Here is a 22354-nt window from a genome sequence, read left to right on the forward strand (position 1 = left end):
GTTCAACTGCACGCTGGGGCTAAATGCGGGGCTTCCATTCGCGAGCCCCACTCCCCACCTTTATTTCCCCCCCATCCTCCATTACATACCTGTCATACCCGCCACGCCCCGCCCGGGCGCTAGGCGGCACACGACAAAATCACGGGCGAAACGGAAGATCAGGCCATGGCCCCCAAAGGCTCACAGCGCGTCGTCAACAAGATCGTTGCGGAAAACCGCAAGGCGCGCTTCAATTATGAGATCGTCGACACCTACGAGGCCGGTCTGGTTCTGACCGGCACGGAGGTCAAGTCGCTGCGCGAGGGCAAGGCCAATATTGCCGAATCCTATGCCTCCGACGAGGGCGAGGAGATCTGGCTGATCAATTCCCATCTGCCGGAATATCTGCAGGCGAACCGCTTCAATCACGAGCCGCGTCGTCGTCGCAAACTGCTGCTCTCCAAGCGCGAGATCAACCGCCTGCGCGCCTCGATCAATCGCGAGGGCATGACGCTGGTGCCGCTCAAGATCTATTTCAACGAAAAGGGCAGGGCGAAGCTGGAGCTCGCGCTCGCCAAGGGCAAGAAGCTGCACGACAAGCGCGAGACCGAGAAGGAACGCGACTGGAACCGCCAGAAATCCCGCCTGTTGAAGACGGGCTGATCATGGCGCTCTCGCATCTGAAGGTCACCGTCGGCCCCTTCGTCTTCGAGGCGAGGCTCGAGCGCGAGAAGGCGCCCGAGACCTGCCGCATCTTCGAAAGCTTCCTGCCGTTCCGCAACCAGGCGATCCATTCCCGCTGGTCAGGCGAGGCGGTCTGGGTGCCGCTCGGTGATTTCCAGTTCGGTGCCGGTTTCGAAAACCACACGGCCCACCCCTCCCGCGGCGACATCCTGCTTTATCCCGGCGGTTTCAGCGAAACCGAACTGCTCTTCGCCTATGGCTCCTCGCAGTTTGCGAGCAAGATGGGCGTGCTGGCGGGCAATCATTTCCTGACGGTGACGAAGGGTCAGGAGCAGCTGGAGGCCATGGGCAGACAAGTGCTCTGGCAGGGCGCGCAGGATATTGCCTTCGAGGCGATGTGAGTTTTTCTCGAGAGGTTTGAAGAAAGTCCCCTCCCAAACTCTCCCCACAAGGGGGAGGGCTTAACCTGGTCGCGCGCTCCCCACCTCCCCTCGAGGGGGAGGTCGCCGCAAAGCGGCGGGTGGGGTGATCCCTGCTTCGAGTTCGGCGTTTTCACGATCTCTGTAAACTTTGGGCCGTCACCCCACCCCGGAGCTTCGCTCCGACCCTCCCCCTCAAGGGGAGGGTGTGGCCGCATCGCAGCCACGCCCCACTCTCCCCCCTTGTGGGGGAGATGTCACGAAGTGACAGAGGGGGGTAACGTGCGGCTAAGCAATAATCGTGGGGCAGGGTGCCCCAAAATCCCTCAGTGCTCGTCTTCGCTCGCCGTGGCCGGCTCCGGTGCCCGGGGCATGCCGCGTTCGGAGGGATCGCGGCCGATTTCGGCTTTCAGCGTCATCAGGTCGATGAAGTGGTCCGACTGGCGGCGGAGATCGTCGGCGATCATTGGCGGTTGCGTCGCCATGGTGGAGACGACCGAGACCTTGCGACCCTTGCGCTGCAACGCTTCGACCAGCGTGGTGAAGTCGCCGTCGCCGGAGAAAAGCACGAGATGGTCGACGGTTTCCGACTGTTCCATCGCGTCGATGGCTAGCTCGATATCCATGTTGCCCTTGACCTTGCGGCGGCCCATGGAGTCGGTGAATTCCTTTGCCGGCTTGGTCACGACCTTGTAGCCGTTATAATCCAGCCAGTCGATCAGCGGGCGGATCGAGGAATATTCCTGGTCCTCGATGAGGGCGGTGTAGTAGTAGGCGCGCAGCAGATAGCCGCGCTTCTGAAAAGCCTTCAGAAGCTTGCGATAATCGATATCGAAGCCGAGGCTCTTGGAGGCAGCATAGAGATTGGCGCCGTCGATAAAGAGTGCAATTTTCTCGCGGGGGTCGAACATCTCGATATCCTTACGTCAAAAAATGATCAGTCTCGGCAATTGGCAATCAAAACAATACCTTGCCCCTCCACATATGACCACAGCTTTACATTATGAAATGATCATATAAAAATCTATCTAGGGCATCGCATGGCGCAATCCAAGCAGCTTGCGGTTGAAATGTGGTGTAAAGAGGGTCTTTTCCGGCCTTCATTTTTGGGCTTGGCGGGGCGACGGCACGAAAAACTTGAATTTGCCGTCCATTGCCTGTATCGCACCGGTCAATCCCACGCATTCAAGATCGCAAAGGACAGGCAATGGCCCGTGTCACCGTTGAAGATTGCATCGACAAAGTCGAAAACCGCTTCGAGCTCGTTCTGCTCGCGAGCCACCGCGCCCGCCAGATCTCCCAGGGCGCGCCGATCACCATCGATCGCGACAAGGACAAGAACCCGGTTGTGGCGCTGCGCGAAATCGCCGACGAGACGCTTTCGCCCGACGACCTGAAGGAAGATCTGATTCATTCGCTGCAGAAGCACGTCGAAGTCGACGAGCCGGAGCAGGAGCCGAGCTCGATGCTCGCCAACACCGGCACCGCCGGCAAGGGCGAGGAAGAGGACGAGCTGCCGGAAACGCTCACCTTCGACCAGATGTCGGAAGAAGAGCTGCTTGCCGGTATCGAAGGTCTGGTTCCGCCGGAAAAGAGCGACGATTACTAATCGTCAACCTGTCGGAAATTAGTCTGCTTCGGACTGTAGGATAAGCGTGCGCCAGTCGTCTCGACTGGCGCGCTTTTTCGTTTCTAGGAGACGCGTGGAATGATGCGGCAATACGAGCTCGTGGAGCGGGTGCAGAAATACAAGCCCGATGCCAACGAAGCTCTGCTCAACAAGGCCTATGTCTATGCCATGCAGAAGCACGGCAAGCAGACACGCGCCAGCGGGGACCCCTATATCTCTCACCCGCTCGAAGTTGCCGCCATCCTAACCGACATGCATCTCGACGAATCGACGATTGCAGTCGCGCTCCTGCACGACACCATCGAGGACACGTCCGCCACCCGCGCAGAGATCGATGAACTCTTCGGTGAGGATATCGGCCGCCTCGTCGAGGGCCTGACCAAGATCAAGAAGCTCGACCTCGTTACCAAGAAGGCCAAGCAGGCTGAAAACCTGCGCAAGCTCCTGCTCGCCATTTCCGACGATGTGCGCGTGCTGCTCGTCAAGCTCGCCGACCGCCTGCACAACATGCGCACGCTCGAGCACATGCGCGACGACAAGCGCGCCCGCATTTCCGAAGAGACGATGGAAATCTATGCGCCGCTCGCCGGCCGCATGGGTATGCAGGACATGCGCGACGAGCTGGAGGACTTGTCCTTCCGCTACATGAACCCGGAAGCCTATGAGACGGTCACCAACCGTCTCGCCGAACTCTCGACCCGCAACGAGGGCCTGATCACCAAGATCGAGGACGAGCTGCGCGAGCTTCTGGTGGCAAACGGCCTGTTGAACACGTCCGTCAAAGGCCGCCAGAAGAAGCCTTACTCCGTCTTCCGCAAGATGCAGTCGAAGTCGCTCTCCTTCGAGCAGCTTTCCGACGTCTATGGCTTCCGCATCCTGGTCGACGACATTCCCGGCTGCTACCGCGCGCTCGGCATCGTGCACACCCGCTGGCGTGTCGTGCCCGGCCGCTTCAAGGACTATATCTCGACGCCCAAGCAGAACGATTACCGCTCGATCCACACCACCATCGTCGGCCCGTCGCGCCAGCGTATCGAGCTGCAGATCCGCACGCGGCGCATGCATGACATCGCCGAATTCGGCATCGCGGCCCACAGCCTCTACAAGGATGGCGAAAACGGCGATGCGAGCGAGCCGCTGCAGCGCGAAAGCAATGCCTATTCCTGGCTGCGCCACACGATCGAGGCTTTGGCCGAAGGCGACAATCCGGAAGAGTTCCTGGAGCATACCAAGCTCGAACTCTTCCAGGACCAGGTCTTCTGCTTCACGCCGAAGGGCAAGCTGATCGCGCTGCCGCGGGGTGCCACCCCGATCGACTTTGCCTACGCCGTCCACACCAATGTCGGCGATACCTGTGTCGGCGCCAAGATCAACGGCTCGATCATGCCGCTCGTCACGCGCCTGTCGAATGGCGATGAAGTCGAGATCATCCGCTCCGGCGTCCAGGTGCCGCCGGCGGCCTGGGAAGAAATCGTCGTCACCGGCAAGGCGCGCGCTGCCATCCGCCGTGCAACCCGTATGGCCATCCGCAAGCAATATGCGGGTCTCGGCCAGCGCATCCTCGAGCGCACCTTCGAGCGCGCCGGCAAGGTCTTTTCCAAGGACACCCTGCGTCCGGCGCTGCATCGTCTCGGCCAGCGCGACGTGGAAGACGCGATCGCCTCCGTCGGCCGCGGCGAGACCTCCTCGCTCGACGTGCTTCGCGCCGTCTTCCCGGACTATCAGGACGAACGCGTCACCGTAAAACCATCCTCCGACGAGGGCTGGTTCGCGATGAACAGCGCCAATGGCATGGTCTTCAAGATCCCGGGTCCGGCCCATCCCAAGGGCGATGTGCCGACAGCCGGCGATGGCCCGGATCCGCTGCCGATTCGCGGTCTGTCGGGCAATGCCGAGGTGCATTTCTCGCCTGCCGGAGCCGTTCCCGGCGACCGCATTGTCGGCATTATGGAAGACGACAAGGGCATCACGATCTACCCGATCCAGGCATCCGCCCTGCAGCGTTTCGAAAACGAACCGGAGCGCTGGATCGATGTGCGCTGGGATCTCGATGAGGCCAACAAGTCGCGCTTTGTTGCCCGCATCCTGATCAATGCTCTGAACGAGCCGGGGACCTTGGCAACAGTCGCGCAATGCGTCGCGCGCCTCGACGTCAACATCCGGGTGCTCAACATGATCCGCATCGCCACCGACTTTACCGAGATGGCGATCGATCTCGAGGTCTGGGATCTGCGCCAGCTGAGCCAGCTGCTCGGCGAGCTGAAGGAGCTCGACTGCATCTCGACCGTCAAGCGGGTCTACGACTGACGCGAGAGCACGCGGCTTACAGAAGGGGCGGGTGGTGATCACCCGCCGCTCGCCTGCTTATCAGCCGTTTGCCTCCGATTTCATCACAATCCTGCCCAATTGGTAAACCTCAAAGGCTCCGCCATGCATCTGGTGCATGGCTGTCTTCAATTCTTGTCTCTGGTGCTTTGTGCGCCGCAACATTATCTTCGGGACAACAAATGAAGAGAACGAACCGAGGATAAAACGATGTTTACTCCGATCCGCAAAATCGCCCGCGCCCTTCGCGTCCCGACTGCTGCTGAGCGCGAAATGAACTACCTGAACGGCGCCCGTGACCTGGTCGACCTGGAATACCGCCAGCGCGAAATCGACCGTGGCATGTTCCGCCGCGGCTGATTGCCTTCGGCCTGACACAAAGCCGATCTAAGCCTTGCTGTGACGCCGGTTTCCGCCGGCGTCTTTTGCTTTTTGGTCACGGTGTCAGCCGCTTTTCCTTGCCGAGACCGTCGAGGATCAACTACATATCCCGCATGCTGTTTCGACGCCGGCAACCGATCTCAAGACTGACAAAGCTGCGTGAGCTTTTCTGGCCGCGTCGAGGCTTCATCCGGTCGTTTCACTATCTCACCAAGCGCGTCTTGCGCCTGTCGGCCACGCCGCATGCCATCGCCGCCGGCGTGGTAGCGGGGGTTGCATCCTCCTGGACGCCGTTCATCGGCCTGCATTTCGTGCTCGCCTTTGCCATCGCCTACCTGATTGCAGGCAACATGGTCGCCGCCGCGATCGGCACGGCCTTCGGCAACCCCCTGACTTTTCCCTTCATCTGGGCGGCAACCTGGGAGGTCGGGCACCGGCTGATCGGCAAGGGCAATCCGGCTGCGCAAAGTGTCGATCTGGAAAAGCGCTTCTCCCTGTCCGCGATCGAGAGCATGTGGCAGCCGATCCTGAAGCCGATGTTGATCGGGGCGATCCCCCTTGCGATCGTCAGCGGCATCATCATCTATTGCATCATCTATTTCACCGTGGCGAAGTTCCAGGCGCGGCGCCGGGAGCGGCTTGCCGAACGGGCGCGCGCCCGCCTTGCGGAAGCCCTCCAGGGATCGAGCATCTGACATGATCATCGGCATTGGCAGCGACCTCGTTGATATCAGGAGGATCGAGAAGTCGATCACCCGCTTCGGCGAAAAATTCACCGCCCGCTGCTTCACCGAGGAAGAGCAGGCGCGTGCCAACGGCCGCAAGGACAGTGCCGCATCCTATGCCAAGCGCTTTGCCGCCAAGGAGGCCATGGCCAAGGCCCTGGGCACGGGCATTGCCGAAGGTGTCTTCTGGAAAGAGATGGGCGTCGTCAATCTTCCGAACGGCAAGCCCGGTCTCGAACTGACCGGCGGTGCGGCCAGATGCCTCGAACGTCTTCTGCCGCCGGGCCATGTCGCCCAGATCCACCTGACCATCACCGACGAATTTCCCTATGCCCAGGCATTCGTCATCGTTGAAGCCCTGCCGGAAAGTCGCTGAGTTATCTGGTCGCGCTGATCGACAGGGCTTCGCGGTTGCCGCGCTCGCCCGAACCGACTAGAGAGAGCAGGATTTTCGCAAGAAGGAACCGACCCGCGTGAGCGAAGAAAAGAAGCAAAGTGCCCTCTGGGAAAACGTCAAGGTCATCATCCAGGCCTTGCTCCTGGCCATGGTGATCCGGACCGTGTTCTTTCAGCCCTTCACGATCCCGTCCGGCTCGATGATGCCGACGCTGCTCGTCGGCGACTACATCTTCGTCAACAAGTTCTCCTACGGCTATTCGAAATACTCGCTGCCCTTCTCGCCCGACCTCTTCGAAGGCCGCATCTTTGCGAGCGAACCGGAGCGCGGCGATATCGCCGTCTTCCGTTTCCCGCCGAACCCGAGCATCGACTACATCAAGCGCGTCGTCGGCCTGCCGGGCGACCGGATCCAGGTCATCGGTGGTGTTCTGAACGTCAACGGCACGCCGGTTCCCAAGGTTGAAGATGGCGTCTTTACCTCCGACTACCGCCTCGATCCCGGCACCGACGTGCCGGTCTTCCGCGAAACGCTTGATAACGGCGTGAGCTATGACACGCTCGACCAGGCCCAGGGCACCCGTGGTGACGACACCCGCGAATTCATCGTGCCGGAAGGCCATTACTTCATGATGGGCGACAACCGCGACAACTCGCTGGACAGCCGCTTTGACGTCGGCTTCGTGCCGGCCGAGAACCTGATCGGCAAGGCGTCGCTGATCTTCTTCTCGCTCGGCAACGACACCTCGTTCCGCGAAGTCTGGAAGTGGCCGGCCAACATGCGTTGGGATCGCCTGTTCAAGGTGGTCGAATGACGGACAAGAAAGTGGTCGGCGAAAAGGATTGGGAGCAGCTTCAAGCTGCGATCGGCCACAAGTTCGCCGACCGCCACCGCCTGATGCGGGCGCTGACGCATGCCAGCGCTCAGGTCTCGCGGGGGAAGAAGGGCGACTACGAGCGGCTGGAATTTCTCGGCGACCGTGTTCTCGGCCTGTGTGTCGCCGAATTGCTTTTCAAGACCTTCAGGGAAGCCACCGAAGGCGAGCTTTCGGTGCGCTTCAACCAGTTGGTCAGCGCCGAAGCCTGCGCCTCGGTTGCAGACGAGATGGAGCTGCACCGCTTCATCCGCACCGGCTCCGACGTGAAGAAGATCACGGCGAAGAACATGCTGAATGTCCGCGCCGACGTGGTGGAAAGCCTGATTGCGGCCATCTACCTTGAGGCAGGATTGGAGGCCGCCCGCGGCTTCATCCTGAAATACTGGACCAGTCGTGCTGCCCGCGCCGATGGCGCCCGCCGCGACGCCAAGACCGAATTGCAGGAATGGACGCATGCCAAGTTTGGCAAGCCGCCCATCTACAAGGTTGCCGATCGCTCCGGACCGGATCATGATCCCCGCTTCACGGTGATCGTCGAAATCCCGGGCCTGAAGTCCGAGGTCGGCATCGAACGATCCAAGCGCGCCGCCGAGCAGGTGGCCGCAACGAAGATTCTCGAACGCGAAGGCGTCTGGGCGAAGGCCTCCGACGCGAACTGATTGGAAGATATGAGCGAGACCGAACCCCATGACGGTGGCGAAGCCACCGGCAACACCCCGACCCGATCCGGCTTCGTCGCCCTGATCGGCCCCACCAATGCCGGCAAGTCGACGCTGGTCAACCGCTTCGTCGGCGCCAAGGTGTCGATCGTCAGCCACAAGGTGCAGACGACGCGCGCCGTGATGCGCGGCATCGCGATCCACAAGAACGCGCAGATCGTCTTCATGGACACGCCCGGCATCTTCAAGCCGCGGCGCAAGCTCGACCGCGCCATGGTGACCTCGGCCTGGGGCGGCGCCAAGGATGCCGACCTGATCCTGCTGCTGATCGACAGCGAGCGCGGCCTCCGTGGCGACGCCGAGGCAATCCTCGAGGCGCTGAAGGATGTGCCGCAGCCGAAGATCCTCGTCTTGAACAAGATCGACCGCGTTCGCCACGAAGATCTCTTCAAGCTTGCCGAGACTGCCAACGAGGCCGTCAAGTTCGACCGCACCTTCATGATCTCGGCCACGACCGGCTCCGGCTGCGACGATGTCATGGACTACCTCGCGGAAACCTTCCCGGAAGGCCCGTGGTATTACCCCGAGGACCAGATCTCCGATCTGCCGATGCGCCAGCTCGCCGCCGAGATCACCCGCGAAAAGCTCTTCCTGCGCCTGCATCAGGAGCTTCCCTATTCCTCGCATGTCGAGACGGAAAAGTGGGAAGAGCGCAAGGATGGCTCGGTTCGCATCGAGCAGGTGATCTATGTCGAGCGCGACAGCCAGAAGAAGATCGTGCTCGGCAAGAACGGCGACGCCATCAAGTCGATCTCGACCGCATCCCGCAAGGAACTCTCCGAGATCCTCGAGCAGCCGGTGCACCTCTTCCTGTTCGTCAAGGTGCGCGAAAACTGGGGCAACGATCCCGAGCGCTTCCGCGAAATGGGCCTGGAATTCCCGCGTGACTAGTTGAGACGAAGCGAAGGGCTGTCAGCCCTTCGCCACCCGCCTGGCGACAAAGTCCGAGATTGGCGGTCCGATCAGGATGATCAGGATCAGCCGCATAGTCTGCAGCGCCATGATGAAGGACATGTCGACCGGCGTGGTCGCGGCGATGATCGCAATCGAATCGAGCCCGCCGGGGCTCGTCGCGAGATAGGCGGTCAGCGGGTCGATGTCATGCAGCGACCAGAGCAGGAAGGCCATTCCGCCGCAAAAGGCCATCAAGACCAGGATGGATCCGACGATCTGGGGCAGGGCGCCTGCGGCGTGCCGCAATATGCGGCGCGTGAAGGACAAGCCGATTCGCCAGCCGATCACGCCATATCCGAGGGCGAGCAACCATTCCGGCAGCTGCAGCGTGATGTAGCCCATCACATGCAGGGTCGTGGTGACGATGAGCGGCAGAAGCATCGTGCCGGCCGGGATGCGGAAACGGGCGGCGACGGACGCGGCCGCAAGCGCTGCCGCCAGTGTCAAAGCGAGATCCCGCCAGTCTGTTTCGGGAAACCAGATGACGGCCTTGGTCGCACCGCCTTCGGCGTTGAAGACGAAAGCGGCGACCAGCGATGCCCCGGTCGCAACGAAGGCGACGCGCAGATACTGCATGAATGCGACCAGCCGCGGATCACCCCCATGCGCCTCCGCCATCAGCACCATGGCAGAGGCCGCCCCGGCAGAGGTTCCCCAGATGGCGGTCGTGCCGGGCAGCACATCGGCTTTGGCCATCAGATAACCGAACAGGCTGCTTGCCCCGATGATCGACAGCACGATCGCCAGGAAGATCACCCAGTCGTCTGCGACCGTCGCAAGCGTGCCGAGATCGATCGAGCGGGCGATGATGCAGCCGATCAGCGAATGGGCGAAGATGTAAGGGTAGCGATGCACCGAAAGCCGCGCGCCATTGGTGGCAACCAGGATTGCCGCGACCATGGGCCCGAGCAGCAGGGCGCCTGGGATATGGGCGAAGAACAGACCGCCCGCGATGGTAAAGGACAAGATGAAGAGGATGACCCAGCGCAGGAAGACCGGAAGCGGCGTGAGCAGGCCGGGTGCTGGCAGTGCGCTCGCGCCGGCTTCGGAAACCGTTGCGGCGTCCGCGCCCTTCGCCTCGGGCTGCGGTCGATCCTCGTTGTTGCTGTCCGAAGGCATGGCCATCTCCGTCCTTCGTCTGAGGCCTCATCCCGGGAAAGGGCTGGACGAAAGCGCAATTTCATAAAATAAATGAGGCGTACCTCACAAACGAGTTTTATGAGAATGACCTCGCAAAAGTCAAGTTCGGCGACGACAGAGGCCGCACAGCAGGCGCCCTCTATGCCGACGGCGAAGGAGCCCAAGCGTAAGCGGGGGATCGCACGTGTCGCGAAACTCCTGGACGCCGGTGCCGCCGTCTTCGCCGAGCAGGGCTACAAGGCCGCCACCATGACGGAGATTGCCGCCCGTGCCGGCGCGCCGATCGGGTCACTTTATCAGTTCTTTCCCAACAAGGATGTGCTCGCCGACGCTCTGGTCGCGCGCTATGCCGAGCATGTCGAGGCGGCGCTCGACCGGATCAGGGCGCAGGTCGCCGATCTCGACGGCACCCAGCTCGCCGATCGGCTGCTCGATGTTCTCGTGGCCCATGCCGCGGAACGGAGCCTGGCGCTCAGCCTGCTCGATGCCCGCTGGGAGCAACCCGGCGTGCGACCCGGTGTCTTGCGGGAAAGCTTGCGCCGGCGGATCGCGGAGATCCTCACGCTCTGGCGTCCCGAGCTCGCCGAGGATCAGGCGCAGGCCATGTCGGTGGTCCTCTTCCAAGCCATGAAGTCACTCGTGCAACTGCATGAAGAGAAACGCTATCCCGGCAAGTCCGAAGCGATCGCGCATTGGCGCGGCTGGGTCCAGCGCTACCTCGCTGAAATCTGAACACGCCGTCGAAAAGCCTCGCTCCGGATGCCGCTCTGCGGTAAAACCCGATCATGCAATGGACAGATGAGGCGATCCTTCTCGGGGTGCGGCGGCATGGCGAAACGAGCGTCATTGCCGAGATGATGACGCGCAGCCGCGGTCGGCATCTGGGCATGGTGCGTTCCGGTCGTTCGCGGGCCATGCAGCCCGTGCTTCAGCCGGGCAATCGTCTGGAAGTGACCTGGCGGGCCCGCCTGGACGAACATCTCGGCGAATACCGCATCGAGCCGCTGGTCCTGCGGGCCGGGCGGCTGATGGAGAGCGCAACAGCGGTTTATGGTGTCCAGGCTTTGGCGGCCTTGCTCAGGCTCCTGCCGGAGCGCGATCCGCATCCGCATCTCTTCGAGGCGCTCGATGTCATTCTCGATCATCTGGAGGAGCCGGCAACGGCGGGCGAACTCTTCGTCCGCTTTGAGCTTGCGCTGCTCAATGATCTCGGTTTTGGCCTGGATCTCGAAGAATGTGCGGCGACCGGCGCCCGTTTCGACCTCGCCTATGTCTCGCCGAAGTCGGGCAGGGCGGTCAGTCGCGAAGCGGGTGCGCCCTGGGCCGACAAGATGCTGACACTACCGGATTTCCTGACACCCGGCACAAACCGGGCGGCAGATCCCGACAGTCTGGCAGCAGCCTTTCGGCTCACGTCCTATTTTCTGGATCGACACGTCTACGTGCCGCGCGGGTTGGAGCCGGGCGCGGCACGCGAGGGTTTCTGTCAGGCCGCGTTGAAGACCTTGCGCTCGCTCGATGCCACGGGCGCATTGGCCGCGCCCAAGAACACGGCCTGATCTTCCGGCGCGGATTTGGCCATGTGCTCGTGAATGGCGGCCTGCAATTCGCTGATATTGCGATAGCTACCGCCGTCGAGGTCGATGACCGGATATTTGACGGCGATGAACTTGACCCTATCGCCGTCGGGAATGGTGATGCCAACCGGGATCCCGGCATATTCGATGACTTGCTTCTTCATAACGAAATTCCCCGCTCGTGCACTGAAGGCACGGCGCTGTTTCAATAGTCGTTTGTGGATGTCAGGCTTAGGTCTGCGTCACATTCGACAGGAGCAGGCGTGATGACGTTCCACCATCACGAGGCACGGGGTCGTCTGCCAGGATCGGATGGCACCATGAAACACAACTTGCATTTCGCTGACCTCCTTACTTTGGCTGCGGCCTCCAATGCGGAGGCCAAGCATGGTTCGTCGTCAGTGTCCGAACCAGCAGGCACAAGGTAGGTGCTGGCTCGGAATCCGTCAACGGCAGGCCCGCAAAAAATAAAATAATTTTCTGTGACAGTCGCTGTCAGCTGAAAACACAGGAATTTTGATCCGGCATGCAGGAAATGCCGAAAAATGATCTCACTTTGGGCGAAATTATGCCATGCCAAGCGCGGGCCGCTCGACAGCCTTTTCGCGGATCGGCCAATGCACCACAGCCGCGAAGATGCCGAGGCCCACACCCAACCACCAGACCTGGTCATAAGTTCCGAAGTGGTCGTAAAGATAACCGCCCATCCAAACGCCGAGGAACGAGCCGATCTGGTGGGACAGGAAGACCAGGCCACCGAGCAGGCCCAGATGACGCGTGCCGAACATGATGGCGACCAGGCCATTGGTCGGCGGCACGGTGGAAAGCCAGAGAAGCCCCATGACGGCGGCGAAGATCACCACCGAGAGCGGCGTCTGCGGCAGAAGCAGGAAGAGCGTCACCGTGATCGACCGGCCGATATAGATGAAGGCGAGGAAATACGGCTTCGAATAACGCTGCCCGATCCAGCCGGCGGCGAGCGACCCGATGATGTTGAAGAAGCCGATAAGCGCCATGGCGATGACCGCATAGCTGGCCTCGATGCCGATATCGCCGAGATAGGCCGGAAAATGCGCGGTGATGAAGGCCACCTGGAAGCCGCAGACGAAGAAGCCGGTGGTCAGCAGCAGATAGCTCTTATGCGCAAAGGCCTCCTTCAGCGCTTCGGCGATCGTCTGTTGATACTGGTTGCCGGATTGCGTGCCCGATTGCGCATTGCCGCGGAGTGGGAAGGCGAGGAGCGGCACGACCAGCATCATGACGGCGATGATGACGAGACTGTCCGACCAGCCGAAGGCCGAGATGAAGCCCTGGCTCAGCGGCGCAAACAGGAACATGCCGGCAGACCCCGCTGCCGTGCCGATGCCAAACGCCATCGACCGCTGCTCAGGCGTCACGTTGCGGGCAAAGGCCGAAAGGATGACGCTGAAGGAGCCAGCGCCGATCGCAAGCCCGATCAGCACGCCGCCGCCGATATGCAGCCAGATGGGTGCTGTGGCATTGGCCATCATCACGAGGCCTGCGGCATAGAGCACGCCGGAGGAAATCAGCACGCGGCCGGTGCCGTATTTGTCGGCAAGCGCCCCGAAGAAGGGCTGGCTGATGCCCCAGAACAGGTTCTGGAAGGCCATGGCAAGGCCGAAGGTGGAGCGGTCCCAGCCCCGATCGGCGAGCATCGGCAACTGGAAGAACCCCATGGCCGATCGCGGCCCGAAGGTCATCACCGCGATCAGCGATCCGGCGAGAATGATGAGCCAGGGCATGGCGGGTCGGCTTGCAGTGTTCATGCGGATACTCCTCTGTCGATCACACATTAGTGCAGTCGATTGATGAGCAGAAACGCCTTTTGATGAACTGGCCATCAGGGGATTTGATGGATGTCAGGTGGGCGAGGGCGATGCGTACCACCTCTCCCCTTGTGGGAGAGGTTGCAAAAATCGAAGGCTTAGGCCAGCGCAAGCGGCCTAAACTTCAGATTTTGCTGGTGAGGGGATTGGTTATGTGGGCGCAGACTGACGGACCCCCTCACTTGCGATTTCAGATGTTTAGCCGTGGCTTGCGCCACGACTAACTCATCGAAATCGCTTTCTCCCCCACCAAGGGGGAGATGGGCGCCGCACGCTCTGCTGACGCCGTAACCTCACCGCTGCTTGATCGCCCAAGCCTCACGGCTGCCGAGCACAGTCACCGCATCGCCAACCCGCACCACTCCCTCGCCGCGTGGTACGGCGTTCCAGCCGAACAGGACCCCGGGCACGCGGCGGTCGGCGGACATGCGGATGCGGCCCATGGCGGGCATCGGGTTGGCGCCGTTGCGTGAGCCGGTCGCCTGGTCCTGGGTGGTCATGATGCAGCGCGGGCAGGGTTTGACGAAATCGAAGCGGAGGCCGCCGATCTCGATCCCAGTCCATGTGTCCTCGGCCCAGGGCTCATCGCAGTCGACCACGATGTTCGGGCGGAAGCGGTCCATGTCGACCGAGCCTTCGCCATGGCGCGCCATGTCTTCATTGAGTGCCCTGAGCGAACCCGTTGTGGTGACGAGGATCTGGTAGCCATCGGCAAAGCCCATCGGCGAGCCTTCGCCCGCCCATTCCGGACTGGCGTCGCGGCGGCTATCGCCATCGATGAAGACCAGTTTCACTGGCCGGCCGAACAGGTCGGAGAGCTTGTCGTTGACGCTGTCATGGGCGACGGCGGCGCTGACGATCGAGCGCCAGATCGCCACATCCATGCGATTGTCCGGCTGCGGCGGGGCGACCATCATCTCGGGCCCGTCATCGAAGCGAAGAGTGAGATAGGCCGCGCCGGGAAGGGCCGAAAGCCGCGCCAGCTCCGGCAGTTCACGCTGGGTGATGAAATGCCCCGAAGGATCGACCAGCATCATCCGCCGGTCGCCGGCAAGGCCCATAGCCTCGATCCGCGCCTGAGGCAGCGCAATGCCGCGAGCACTCTTGAAGGGATAGATGAAAAGCCCGGAGATCTGCATAGTGCTGTTGCCTTAGATTTCGTCGCGGAAGAGGGTGAGGAAAAGCGTCAGCCGCTCATGCCGCTCCTTGGCGAGCTTGGCGCCCGTCGCGGTCTGGAAGCCCTCGGAGAGTTTCAGGAGCTTTGCCGGGAAATGATCGATCGCATAGGAACGGTCGTCGAGCGGGCGATGCTCGGCTCCGGGGTCGGCGGGATGGTAGAGACCGGACCCCATGCGTCCGGCAATATAGAAGCAGCGCGCGACGCCGACCATGCCGATCGCATCCAGCCGGTCGGCATCCTGCAGCATCTTGGCTTCGAGCGTTTCCGGCGGGATATTGGCGGAAAAGCTGTGGGTCAGGATCGCATGCGCGACCGCTGCGATCTTGGCTTCAGACCAGCCGAACCCTGCCAGAATGCCGCTCGCCTTTTCCGCCGCCAGGCGCGAGGCCTGCGAGCGGAGCGGCGAGCTCTTCTCGACGGCCACGCAATCATGCAGCAGCACGGCGGCCGCGAGAATGTCCGCATCGCCACCTTCGCCGACCTGGATCTTCATCGCATTCTTGAAGACGCGGTGGATATGGGCAAGATCATGCGAACCATCGTCGCCCTCTGTCGCATGGGCGAGGAGCTGGGCGGCGAGGGCCTCGTGCGGATGAAAATCGGCGGCGGTGAGAAGGGCGGTCAAGCGATGGGTTCCCGTTTCAGCTGGCCGCATCTAGCCTTGCGGACGCTCCGTGTTCAACCGCCCATGATCAGATCCCTGTCGGTGCCTCGTCCTCGTCCATCGCGGCCGGCCGGGCGGTCTTGCCGGTCAGGATCTTCTGATAGAAGAGCCCGATGCCGATCAGGACGAAGCCGAGACCGATGAAGGACAAGGCGCGAAGCACGCCCTCGAGGTTCGCCATGTCGATCAGGAAGACCTTGGCGACGGTCAGGATGACGATGACGGCCGAGGCGATGCGCAGGCTTCTGGCATCGAAGCGCGAGCCGAGCGCCAGGAGCCCGACACCGATCGCCAGCCAGGCGACGGAATAGGTGTAGGTCTCCGCCTGCTCGAACCCTTTCCAGTAGGGAATGAACTCGCCCTGCCAAAAGCGGCGGACGGAGAGCGTCACCCAGGCAAAGCCGAGCACGGCGCCCGAGAGCGCCAGCAGGATGACATAGGGCAGGGGCCGCTTGTCACGGGCGTAATAGGCAAGGCCCGCATAGCCGAGGCCCGGCAGAAGGTAGCCGATCAGAAGCAGGTTGATCAGCGGCCAGCTGCCGGTGCTCTCGCCGGTGAAATAGGGATTGAGCGCGCCAAGATGCAGGCTCACCGTCTGGAAAATGGCAATGCCGCCGGCCAGCATGGAGCCGTAACGGAAGACGGGACTCGGCGATTTCAGATCGAGCGTCATGAGGATGCCCGAAAGGCCAACGACCAGCAGCGTGTAGATCGATTGCTCGCCAAGCGTCGGCACGCTGGAATCCAGGACACCGCCATTCATGGCATGGCGCACCAGAATGGCGATGGTGAGCAGGCCGAGAAGGCTCGCAAGCCCCTGAAGGGCATTGCGAACCCTTGCGCCCGGCCAGTTGCGCAGTTCATAGGCCGAGAGCAGGGCCAGCAGCGCCGGGATGCCATAACCCGGTAGCAACTGGTTGAGGAAGGGAGTCCGCGACAGCGCCTCAGCCCCAACGAGCGTCGGGTCCCAGGCGATGCGGACCAGCACGCAGGCGAGGGCTGCGACCATCACCCAGGGCAGACCGCTCCAGCGCCGCTTGCAGGTCGCCATCAGATAGGCAAAGCCGAGAAGCGCGAGCAGGATGGTGGTGATGATGCCATCGGTCAGAGCATGAAGCGCCAGCGCAAAGGCGGCGAAACTGCCGACCAGCAGCAGATCTATCCCGCGGCGGAAGACGGGCAAGGCTCCCTGACGAGAGAGGAGTTCTGCGCCGGCGATCAGCACCGCGCCGAGGGCAATGGCGAAGAGGGCATGGCTCCAGTCCCGCGCGTAGACGCCGTAGAACACGAAGCTGATGGTCGCGAGCAGGACCGGCAGGATCGCCACGATCACTGCCCAGACGGTTGAGAACAAGGGATCCTGGGCAAAGCGGCGGCGGATCTGGGCCAGTCCGAGCAGGACGAAGATGGCGGCAAGCCCGAGCAGGATGAGCATGACCGGTCCGCCAAGGGCCGTGACGGCGGTCTCGTCCCATCCGAAGCCGAAGAGCAGAATCTGGGCCTGCAGGATGAGGCCTGACTTCACGACTGCGCCCAGCAGGGCGCCGACGGACGCAAGGATCGTCGGCCAGAAAGCGCCATGCCGGGCGCTGCCGGCCGCGGCCAGTGCTGCGATAAGCGCGGCAAAGCCGAAGAGCGGCAGCGAAACGGTCGGTCCGCGGTCGAGCATGACAAGGGCGGGCAGCAGCACGGCGAGCGACAGCGTGATGTCGAGCCCGAGCGGGCCGGAGGCCATGCGGCGCCCGAGAGCGTCCAGAGAGAGTGGCGAAGCCGCAACCGCCGGGTCATCCTTCGTGGCGCCAGGCCAAATCAGCAACCAGGCGGCAATCATGGCGATCAGGGACAGGGGGATCGGCGTGATGTCGGTCATGTCGATGAGCGCGACCAAAGCCCAGAGGCCGAGCAGCGCCTGCGCGATGGCCGGCACGACAAGCCAGCCCTTGAGCCGTGCGGCAAACGACGTCGCAACCTGCGCAACCGTCAGGTAGATGAAAAGCGTCCAGAGGTTCGGCGCCGTCGTGGAGATCAGGAGCGGCGTCAGCATGGAGCCTGCAAGACCCAAGCCGGCAAGTGCCTGACCATGCAGCAAGGAGAGGCCGAGCACGCCGAAAGCGGTCAGCGCCAACAGGATGAAGGCGAGCGTCGGGCCGATGAATTCGTAGATCCCATGGGCGGCGTAAATGGCGCCGAACAGGGAGACGGCACCGGCTGCCGTCAGGATGCCGGGCACCATGGCATTGGCATAAAGCGCGTCTGCCTTGGGCAGCGCCTTGCGGCGGACCAGCTCGCCCGCAGCGATCAGGACGAGGCCGAACAGGGCGGCAAGCGTCAACCGCACGCTGGGGCCGAGCAGCCCGCTCTCGATGGAGTAGCGGACGAGGAAGACGCCACCGAGAGCCAGGGCAAGGCCGCCGGCCCAGACCGCCCAACGGGCGCCAAGCAGGTTTTCGAGGCTGTCAGCCGGAGCGGCCGGCGCAGGCGGGGTGCGTGCTGCGACGGGCATGGTGTCGTCATCCGTCAGCGATGCGGGCTCGCTCTGTTGGGGTGCAGGGGCTGGGGCCGGGGATGGCTCTTCCGCCTCGGGTGCCGTCGCGACGTGCTCGGAAATCTCTGTCCGCTCTTCTCCCTCGGGCTGAGCGATAACTGTTTCCGCGTCCGCGCTGCCCGTCGTGTTCAGTCGAAGCAGCCGTTCGCGGACATCGCCCAGTTCCTTTTCCAGCCGGTCGATCCGTTTGGTCGCGCCCCGGTTGATGACAAAGAGAACGCCGATCAGGATCAGCGGCAGCAGTTCGAACATTTGGCCTCGCAGCACTTGCGGTCTGAGGCCTCAAACTAATCCATTTCCCGGGAAGGGAAAGCGTAGTGTGTCACGTGGCGATCCCGAGGTTCGCGGCATGACTGTCCTTCGATGTGCAGCCCTTGCAATCCCGCCCGAAACTTTCTAAATCGGCACTACCGGCGATCGCCGGTTTTCTTTGGTGTCAATTATGCTCAAGATGAGCATAAATAATGCAGGAGATGGTCATGGAAGCGAGAAACCTGTCGCACGCCAACCGCACGCCCCGCACGGCCGCAGAACGTTTCGGCGTCTGGGAGCGTCCGGACCTGACCTATTCGCCTGCTGTCGCCAAGGAAACGGAGCATCTCTACGAGCGCGTGCGCGATTTCATCCCCGCGATCGAATGGCCGGTCTTTGCGCCCTATATCCATGCCATCAACCGGCTGAAGAAGGAGCGCGGCGCCGTCATCCTGGCGCACAATTACCAGACGCCGGAGATCTTCCACTGCGTCGCCGACATCAAGGGCGATTCGCTGCAGCTCGCCCGCGATGCCGTCAGCGTCGATGCCGAAATCATCGTCCAATGCGGCGTGCATTTCATGGCCGAGACCTCGAAGCTGCTCAATCCGGAAAAGACGGTGCTGATCCCCGATGGTCGCGCCGGCTGCTCGCTGTCGGAATCGATCACCGGCGCCGATGTCCGCCTGCTGCGCGAGCGCTATCCCGGCGTGCCCGTCGTCACCTATGTCAACACGTCTGCCGACGTGAAGGCCGAGACCGACATCTGCTGCACCTCGGCGAACGCCGTCGACGTGGTCAACAGCTTCGACAGTGACACCGTGCTCTGCATCCCGGACGAATATCTGGCGATGAATGTGGCCAACCAGACGACAAAGAAGATCCTCACCTGGAAGGGCCATTGCGAAGTGCATGAGCGCTTCACGGCGGACGAACTCCTGGAATACAAGAAGGCCGATCCGCGCATCGAGATCGTCGCCCATCCGGAATGCCATCCGAGCGTGCTCGCGGTCTCCGATTTTGCCGGCTCGACCAAGGGCATGATCGACTACGTCAAGAACAAGCGCCCCGCCCGCGTGCTGCTCGTCACCGAATGCTCGATGGCCTCCAATATCCAGGCCGAGGTCCGCGATGTCGATTTCGTCAAGCCGTGCAATCTCTGTCCGCACATGAAGCGCATCACCCTGCCGAAGATCCTCGACAGCCTGCTCTTCATGACGGAGGAAGTGACGGTCGATCCGACTATCGCGGGGCGCGCCAAGCTTGCCGTCGAGCGGATGATCAATCTGAAGAACTGACATACCGGCCGGCCGGGGAGGGCTGAATGCCAACCAATCTAGACTCCATGCGGCCACAATCCTGGCAGGGCATCGACGATATCGTCATCGTCGGTGGCGGCCTGGCCGGGCTCTTCTGTGCGCTGAAGCTCGCACCACGTCCCGTCACGATCCTGGCCGCCGCCCCGATCGGGCAGGGCGCGTCTTCGGCTTGGGCACAAGGCGGCATTGCCGCCGCCATGAGCCCCGGCGACAGTTTCGACAAGCATCTGGCCGACACGGTTGTGGCCGGTGCCGGGCTGGTCGAGGAGAAGATGGCGCGGCTGATGATCTCCGAAGGGCCGGACCGCGTGGATGACCTGCTCGCCTATGGCGTGCCCTTCGACCGCGATCTCGAGGGCCATCTCCTGCTGTCGCGCGAGGCCGCCCATTCCGAACGCCGCATTGTGCGTGTCGCTGGCGACCGTGCCGGTGGTGCGATCATGGAGGCGCTGATCTCGGCTGTGCGCCGCACCCCCTCGATCCGAGTGATGGAAGGCTATGTCGTCGAGGAACTGATCGCCGAGGGCCGCTTCGTCTCCGGCGTCGTGGCAAGGCCCGATGCCGGCCAGTCGAAGAAACGCGTCGCCTTTCCGGCCCGCGCTGTCGTGCTCTGCTCCGGCGGCGTCGGCCATCTCTATCAGGTGACCACCAACCCGACGGAAGCGCGCGGGACCGGTGTCGGCATGGCCGCCAAGGCCGGTGCCATGATTGCCGACCCGGAATTCGTCCAGTTTCATCCGACGGCGATCGACATCGGCCAGGATCCGGCGCCGCTTGCGACCGAGGCCCTGCGTGGCGATGGTGCCGTGCTCGTCAACCGCGCCGGCCACCGCTTCATGACCGACCTGCATGTCGATGCGGAACTGGCCCCGCGCGATATCGTCGCCCGCGGCGTCTTCGCCGAAGTGGCCGCAGGCCGCGGCGCCTTCCTTGATTGCACGAGCGCGATCGGCAAGGATTTCGCCAAGCGCTTCCCGACGGTCCACGCCTCCTGCATTGCAGCCGGCATCGATCCCGTCACGCAAGCCATCCCGGTCGTGCCGGCGGTGCATTACCACATGGGCGGCGTGCTCGTGGATGCCGATGGCCGGACCTCGCTCGACGGTCTCTGGGCTGCCGGCGAGGTGACCTCCAGTGGCGTGCACGGCGCAAACCGTCTGGCCTCCAACTCGCTGCTCGAAGCCGTCGTCTTTGCCGGGCGTATTGCCGATTCGATCAAGGGTATGCTGCCGGAATCGGCCCTTTACGAATGGCCGCAGACCGCCGGGGAAAACGATGACCTCGTGACCGTGGAGGATAGCCCCGAACTGAAGGATCTCCGCGCCCTGATGAGCCGCCATGCCGGCGTGATCCGCGAGGAGGCGGGCCTGAAAATGCTGATCCGCGAATTGGTGGAATTGGAGCGCAAGCGCCCCCGCGTCCGCTTCTCCAATATCGTTTCCACCGCCAAGCTGATTGCTGTCGGCGCCTATCTGCGCACGGAAAGCCGCGGCGCCCATATGCGCGCGGATCACCCCGGACCGCAGGAGGCGCTGCGCCAGCGTACCTATCTGACGCTCAAGGATGCAAACCGCATCGCCGCTGAACTGGCTGGATGAGGAGAACACGCCAATGACCCCGAGCCTGCGCCCGCAGCTTTCGCCTCTGATGATCGAGGATCTTGTCCGCAATGCTCTGCTGGAGGATCTGGGCCGAGCCGGCGATATCACCACCTATGCTACGATCGGTCCGGAAAAGACCGCGACGGCGGGCCTCAACAGTCGGGAGGCAGGTGTCGTCGCGGGGTTGCCATTGGCGGAGAGCGCCTTTCGCCTGATCGATCCCTCGGTTCGCTTCGAGGCGCTGGTCGCGGATGGAGATCGGGTCACGCCAGGTCAGCCGATCGCCCGCGTCTCAGGCCCGGCGCGGTCGGTCCTGTCGGCCGAGCGGGTGGCCCTGAACTTCCTGATGCATCTTTCGGGCGTCGCCAGCTACACCGCCCGTTTCGCCGCCGAGATCGCCCATACATCGGCGCGCGTCACCTGCACCCGCAAGACGCTGCCGGGCTTGAGAGCTGTCGGGAAATACGCCGTGCGCCTCGGTGGCGGCTCCAACCACCGATTCGGCCTCGACGATGCGATCCTCATCAAGGACAACCACATCGCGGTGGCGGGCGGCGTGGCATCGGCCATCACCGCTGCTCGCGCCTATGCCGGCCATCTGGTCAAGATCGAAGTGGAGGTCGATGGGCTCGACCAGATGCGGGAGGCGCTGACGGCGCGGCCTGATGTGATCCTGCTCGACAACATGGGGCCGGATCTCTTGCGTCAGGCAGTCGCGATCAACCGCGAGCATCATGGTCTGAGCGCCGAGGCCTATGCCGCCGACGTCCGCCGCGTTGTCCTGGAGGCATCCGGCAACGTCAACATCGACACGATCCGGGCCATCGGCGAAACCGGCGTCGACTACATCTCGACATCCAAGATCACCATGGCGGCGCCGACCCTTGATATCGGGCTGGACATCGTCCTCACCTGAATTCACGACAAAGTTTGCGTGCAATTTTGCGATGCGGCAGACGCATCTCACCAATCCATTCGGAAAAAGCGATAAGCTTCAACGCCTTGCTGATATATCAGCAAATGCTTCGCTAGTTCTCACCCGTGATTCCTGGTTTTTGACCCCCGAAATAGAATCTCCTAGCCCTCAAGCATGCATGCAAATTGTATTGCGGGCTGGGATACAGACGGAGTTACCTCTG

21 protein-coding genes and 1 pseudogene are annotated in these 22354 nt (G+C 62.6%); 15 read left to right on the top strand and 7 right to left on the bottom strand.

Features of this window, described 5'->3' with window-relative positions; translation table 11 throughout:
- Positions 1-165 precede the first annotated feature (165 nt).
- Both smpB and M1E12_RS04540 read left to right on the top strand, forming a co-directional pair.
- Positions 166-642 (top strand): SsrA-binding protein SmpB, encoded by a 477-nt coding sequence (smpB, locus tag M1E12_RS04535; RefSeq protein ID WP_113378446.1) that lies wholly within the window; start codon positions 166-168, stop codon positions 640-642.
- A 2-nt stretch (positions 643-644) separates the two neighbouring features.
- Complete coding sequence (locus M1E12_RS04540; protein ID WP_479563898.1) at positions 645-1064, top strand: DUF3830 family protein; 420 nt, start codon at positions 645-647, stop codon at positions 1062-1064.
- Positions 1065-1408: 344 nt separating this feature from the next.
- On the opposite strand, the gene M1E12_RS04545 is transcribed toward M1E12_RS04540, so the two are convergent.
- Positions 1409-1993 (bottom strand): LabA-like NYN domain-containing protein, encoded by a 585-nt coding sequence (locus tag M1E12_RS04545; protein WP_113459210.1) that lies wholly within the window; start codon positions 1991-1993, stop codon positions 1409-1411.
- Positions 1994-2289: 296 nt separating this feature from the next.
- Here M1E12_RS04545 and rpoZ point away from each other — a divergent pair, with 296 nt between their 5' ends.
- From rpoZ to era, 8 genes are all read left to right on the top strand, one after another.
- Positions 2290-2691 (top strand): DNA-directed RNA polymerase subunit omega, encoded by a 402-nt coding sequence (gene rpoZ / locus M1E12_RS04550; RefSeq protein WP_006727366.1) that lies wholly within the window; start codon positions 2290-2292, stop codon positions 2689-2691.
- Between the two features lie 99 nt (positions 2692-2790).
- Positions 2791-5019 carry a RelA/SpoT family protein gene (locus M1E12_RS04555; protein ID WP_136538702.1) on the top strand — a complete coding sequence of 743 codons (2229 nt, stop codon included), beginning with the start codon at positions 2791-2793 and terminating at the stop codon, positions 5017-5019.
- A gap of 228 nt (positions 5020-5247) precedes the next feature.
- Positions 5248-5397, top strand: coding sequence for a DUF3563 family protein (locus M1E12_RS04560; RefSeq protein WP_113459212.1), 150 nt, complete (start codon positions 5248-5250; stop codon positions 5395-5397).
- A 134-nt stretch (positions 5398-5531) separates the two neighbouring features.
- Complete coding sequence (locus tag M1E12_RS04565) at positions 5532-6113, top strand: DUF2062 domain-containing protein (RefSeq protein ID WP_479563899.1); 582 nt, start codon at positions 5532-5534, stop codon at positions 6111-6113.
- 1 nt (position 6114) lies between these two features.
- Complete coding sequence (gene acpS / locus M1E12_RS04570; RefSeq protein ID WP_113459214.1) at positions 6115-6519, top strand: holo-ACP synthase; 405 nt, start codon at positions 6115-6117, stop codon at positions 6517-6519.
- 97 nt (positions 6520-6616) lie between these two features.
- Positions 6617-7354: a signal peptidase I gene (gene lepB / locus M1E12_RS04575; RefSeq protein ID WP_136538706.1), complete on the top strand. Its 738-nt coding sequence runs from the start codon at positions 6617-6619 to the stop codon at positions 7352-7354.
- Positions 7351-8076, top strand: a complete 726-nt coding sequence (gene rnc, locus M1E12_RS04580; RefSeq protein WP_479563900.1) for a ribonuclease III — start codon at positions 7351-7353, stop codon at positions 8074-8076. Before lepB ends, rnc begins: the two co-directional genes overlap by 4 nt.
- A 9-nt stretch (positions 8077-8085) precedes the next feature.
- A complete protein-coding gene (gene era, locus M1E12_RS04585) occupies positions 8086-9027 on the top strand; it encodes a GTPase Era (RefSeq protein ID WP_310237551.1) in 942 nt (313 codons plus the stop codon).
- 21 nt (positions 9028-9048) lie between these two features.
- Here era and M1E12_RS04590 read toward each other — a convergent pair whose 3' ends face one another.
- Entirely contained in the window at positions 9049-10209 is a 1161-nt protein-coding gene (locus M1E12_RS04590; protein ID WP_479563901.1) for an AbrB family transcriptional regulator, read from the bottom strand.
- A gap of 105 nt (positions 10210-10314) precedes the next feature.
- On the opposite strand from M1E12_RS04590, the gene M1E12_RS04595 reads away from it, so the two are divergent.
- Complete coding sequence (locus tag M1E12_RS04595) at positions 10315-10962, top strand: TetR/AcrR family transcriptional regulator (protein WP_479563902.1); 648 nt, start codon at positions 10315-10317, stop codon at positions 10960-10962.
- 53 nt (positions 10963-11015) lie between these two features.
- A complete protein-coding gene (recO, locus tag M1E12_RS04600) occupies positions 11016-11789 on the top strand; it encodes a DNA repair protein RecO (RefSeq protein WP_310237560.1) in 774 nt (257 codons plus the stop codon).
- A 2-nt stretch (positions 11790-11791) separates the two neighbouring features.
- Here the strand turns inward: recO and M1E12_RS04605 are convergent.
- The 5 genes and pseudogenes from M1E12_RS04605 to M1E12_RS04625 form a co-directional block, all read right to left on the bottom strand.
- Positions 11792-11971: pseudogene (locus M1E12_RS04605) on the bottom strand (hypothetical protein); the annotation flags it as partial.
- Between the two features lie 402 nt (positions 11972-12373).
- Positions 12374-13594, bottom strand: a complete 1221-nt coding sequence (locus M1E12_RS04610; protein ID WP_310237563.1) for an MFS transporter — start codon at positions 13592-13594, stop codon at positions 12374-12376.
- Between the two features lie 353 nt (positions 13595-13947).
- A complete protein-coding gene (locus tag M1E12_RS04615; protein WP_479563903.1) occupies positions 13948-14793 on the bottom strand; it encodes an MOSC domain-containing protein in 846 nt (281 codons plus the stop codon).
- 12 nt (positions 14794-14805) lie between these two features.
- Complete coding sequence (locus M1E12_RS04620) at positions 14806-15459, bottom strand: HD domain-containing protein (protein ID WP_479563904.1); 654 nt, start codon at positions 15457-15459, stop codon at positions 14806-14808.
- Between the two features lie 67 nt (positions 15460-15526).
- On the bottom strand, positions 15527-18295 hold the full coding sequence (locus tag M1E12_RS04625; RefSeq protein WP_479563905.1) for a DUF2339 domain-containing protein: 2769 nt from the start codon (positions 18293-18295) through the stop codon (positions 15527-15529).
- Positions 18296-18522: 227 nt separating this feature from the next.
- Between M1E12_RS04625 and nadA the strand changes: the two genes are divergently transcribed.
- From nadA to nadC, 3 genes are read left to right on the top strand one after another with little or no spacing between them, the layout of a single operon-like run.
- On the top strand, positions 18523-19593 hold the full coding sequence (gene nadA / locus M1E12_RS04630) for a quinolinate synthase NadA (RefSeq protein ID WP_479563906.1): 1071 nt from the start codon (positions 18523-18525) through the stop codon (positions 19591-19593).
- Between the two features lie 26 nt (positions 19594-19619).
- The gene (locus tag M1E12_RS04635; RefSeq protein WP_479563907.1) at positions 19620-21212 is read left to right on the top strand and encodes an L-aspartate oxidase; all 1593 of its coding nucleotides are present in this window, start codon (positions 19620-19622) and stop codon (positions 21210-21212) included.
- Positions 21213-21225: 13 nt separating this feature from the next.
- Positions 21226-22131, top strand: coding sequence for a carboxylating nicotinate-nucleotide diphosphorylase (nadC, locus tag M1E12_RS04640; RefSeq protein WP_479563908.1), 906 nt, complete (start codon positions 21226-21228; stop codon positions 22129-22131).
- Positions 22132-22354 lie beyond the last annotated feature (223 nt).

The organism is Rhizobium sp. K33 (genome assembly GCF_056501445.1).

Coding starts and splice junctions, on each gene's coding strand:
- rpoZ (WP_006727366.1), top strand. CDS start 2,290: ATGGCCCGTGTCACCGTTGAAGATTGCATCGACAAAGTCGAAAACCGC.
- M1E12_RS04615 (WP_479563903.1), bottom strand. CDS start 14,793: ATGCAGATCTCCGGGCTTTTCATCTATCCCTTCAAGAGTGCTCGCGGC.
- rnc (WP_479563900.1), top strand. CDS start 7,351: ATGACGGACAAGAAAGTGGTCGGCGAAAAGGATTGGGAGCAGCTTCAA.
- M1E12_RS04595 (WP_479563902.1), top strand. CDS start 10,315: ATGACCTCGCAAAAGTCAAGTTCGGCGACGACAGAGGCCGCACAGCAG.
- M1E12_RS04555 (WP_136538702.1), top strand. CDS start 2,791: ATGATGCGGCAATACGAGCTCGTGGAGCGGGTGCAGAAATACAAGCCC.
- M1E12_RS04565 (WP_479563899.1), top strand. CDS start 5,532: ATGCTGTTTCGACGCCGGCAACCGATCTCAAGACTGACAAAGCTGCGT.
- M1E12_RS04560 (WP_113459212.1), top strand. CDS start 5,248: ATGTTTACTCCGATCCGCAAAATCGCCCGCGCCCTTCGCGTCCCGACT.
- era (WP_310237551.1), top strand. CDS start 8,086: ATGAGCGAGACCGAACCCCATGACGGTGGCGAAGCCACCGGCAACACC.
- M1E12_RS04610 (WP_310237563.1), bottom strand. CDS start 13,594: ATGAACACTGCAAGCCGACCCGCCATGCCCTGGCTCATCATTCTCGCC.
- M1E12_RS04635 (WP_479563907.1), top strand. CDS start 19,620: ATGCCAACCAATCTAGACTCCATGCGGCCACAATCCTGGCAGGGCATC.
- M1E12_RS04590 (WP_479563901.1), bottom strand. CDS start 10,209: ATGCCTTCGGACAGCAACAACGAGGATCGACCGCAGCCCGAGGCGAAG.
- recO (WP_310237560.1), top strand. CDS start 11,016: ATGCAATGGACAGATGAGGCGATCCTTCTCGGGGTGCGGCGGCATGGC.
- M1E12_RS04540 (WP_479563898.1), top strand. CDS start 645: ATGGCGCTCTCGCATCTGAAGGTCACCGTCGGCCCCTTCGTCTTCGAG.
- M1E12_RS04625 (WP_479563905.1), bottom strand. CDS start 18,295: ATGTTCGAACTGCTGCCGCTGATCCTGATCGGCGTTCTCTTTGTCATC.
- acpS (WP_113459214.1), top strand. CDS start 6,115: ATGATCATCGGCATTGGCAGCGACCTCGTTGATATCAGGAGGATCGAG.
- nadC (WP_479563908.1), top strand. CDS start 21,226: ATGACCCCGAGCCTGCGCCCGCAGCTTTCGCCTCTGATGATCGAGGAT.
- smpB (WP_113378446.1), top strand. CDS start 166: ATGGCCCCCAAAGGCTCACAGCGCGTCGTCAACAAGATCGTTGCGGAA.
- M1E12_RS04545 (WP_113459210.1), bottom strand. CDS start 1,993: ATGTTCGACCCCCGCGAGAAAATTGCACTCTTTATCGACGGCGCCAAT.
- nadA (WP_479563906.1), top strand. CDS start 18,523: ATGGAAGCGAGAAACCTGTCGCACGCCAACCGCACGCCCCGCACGGCC.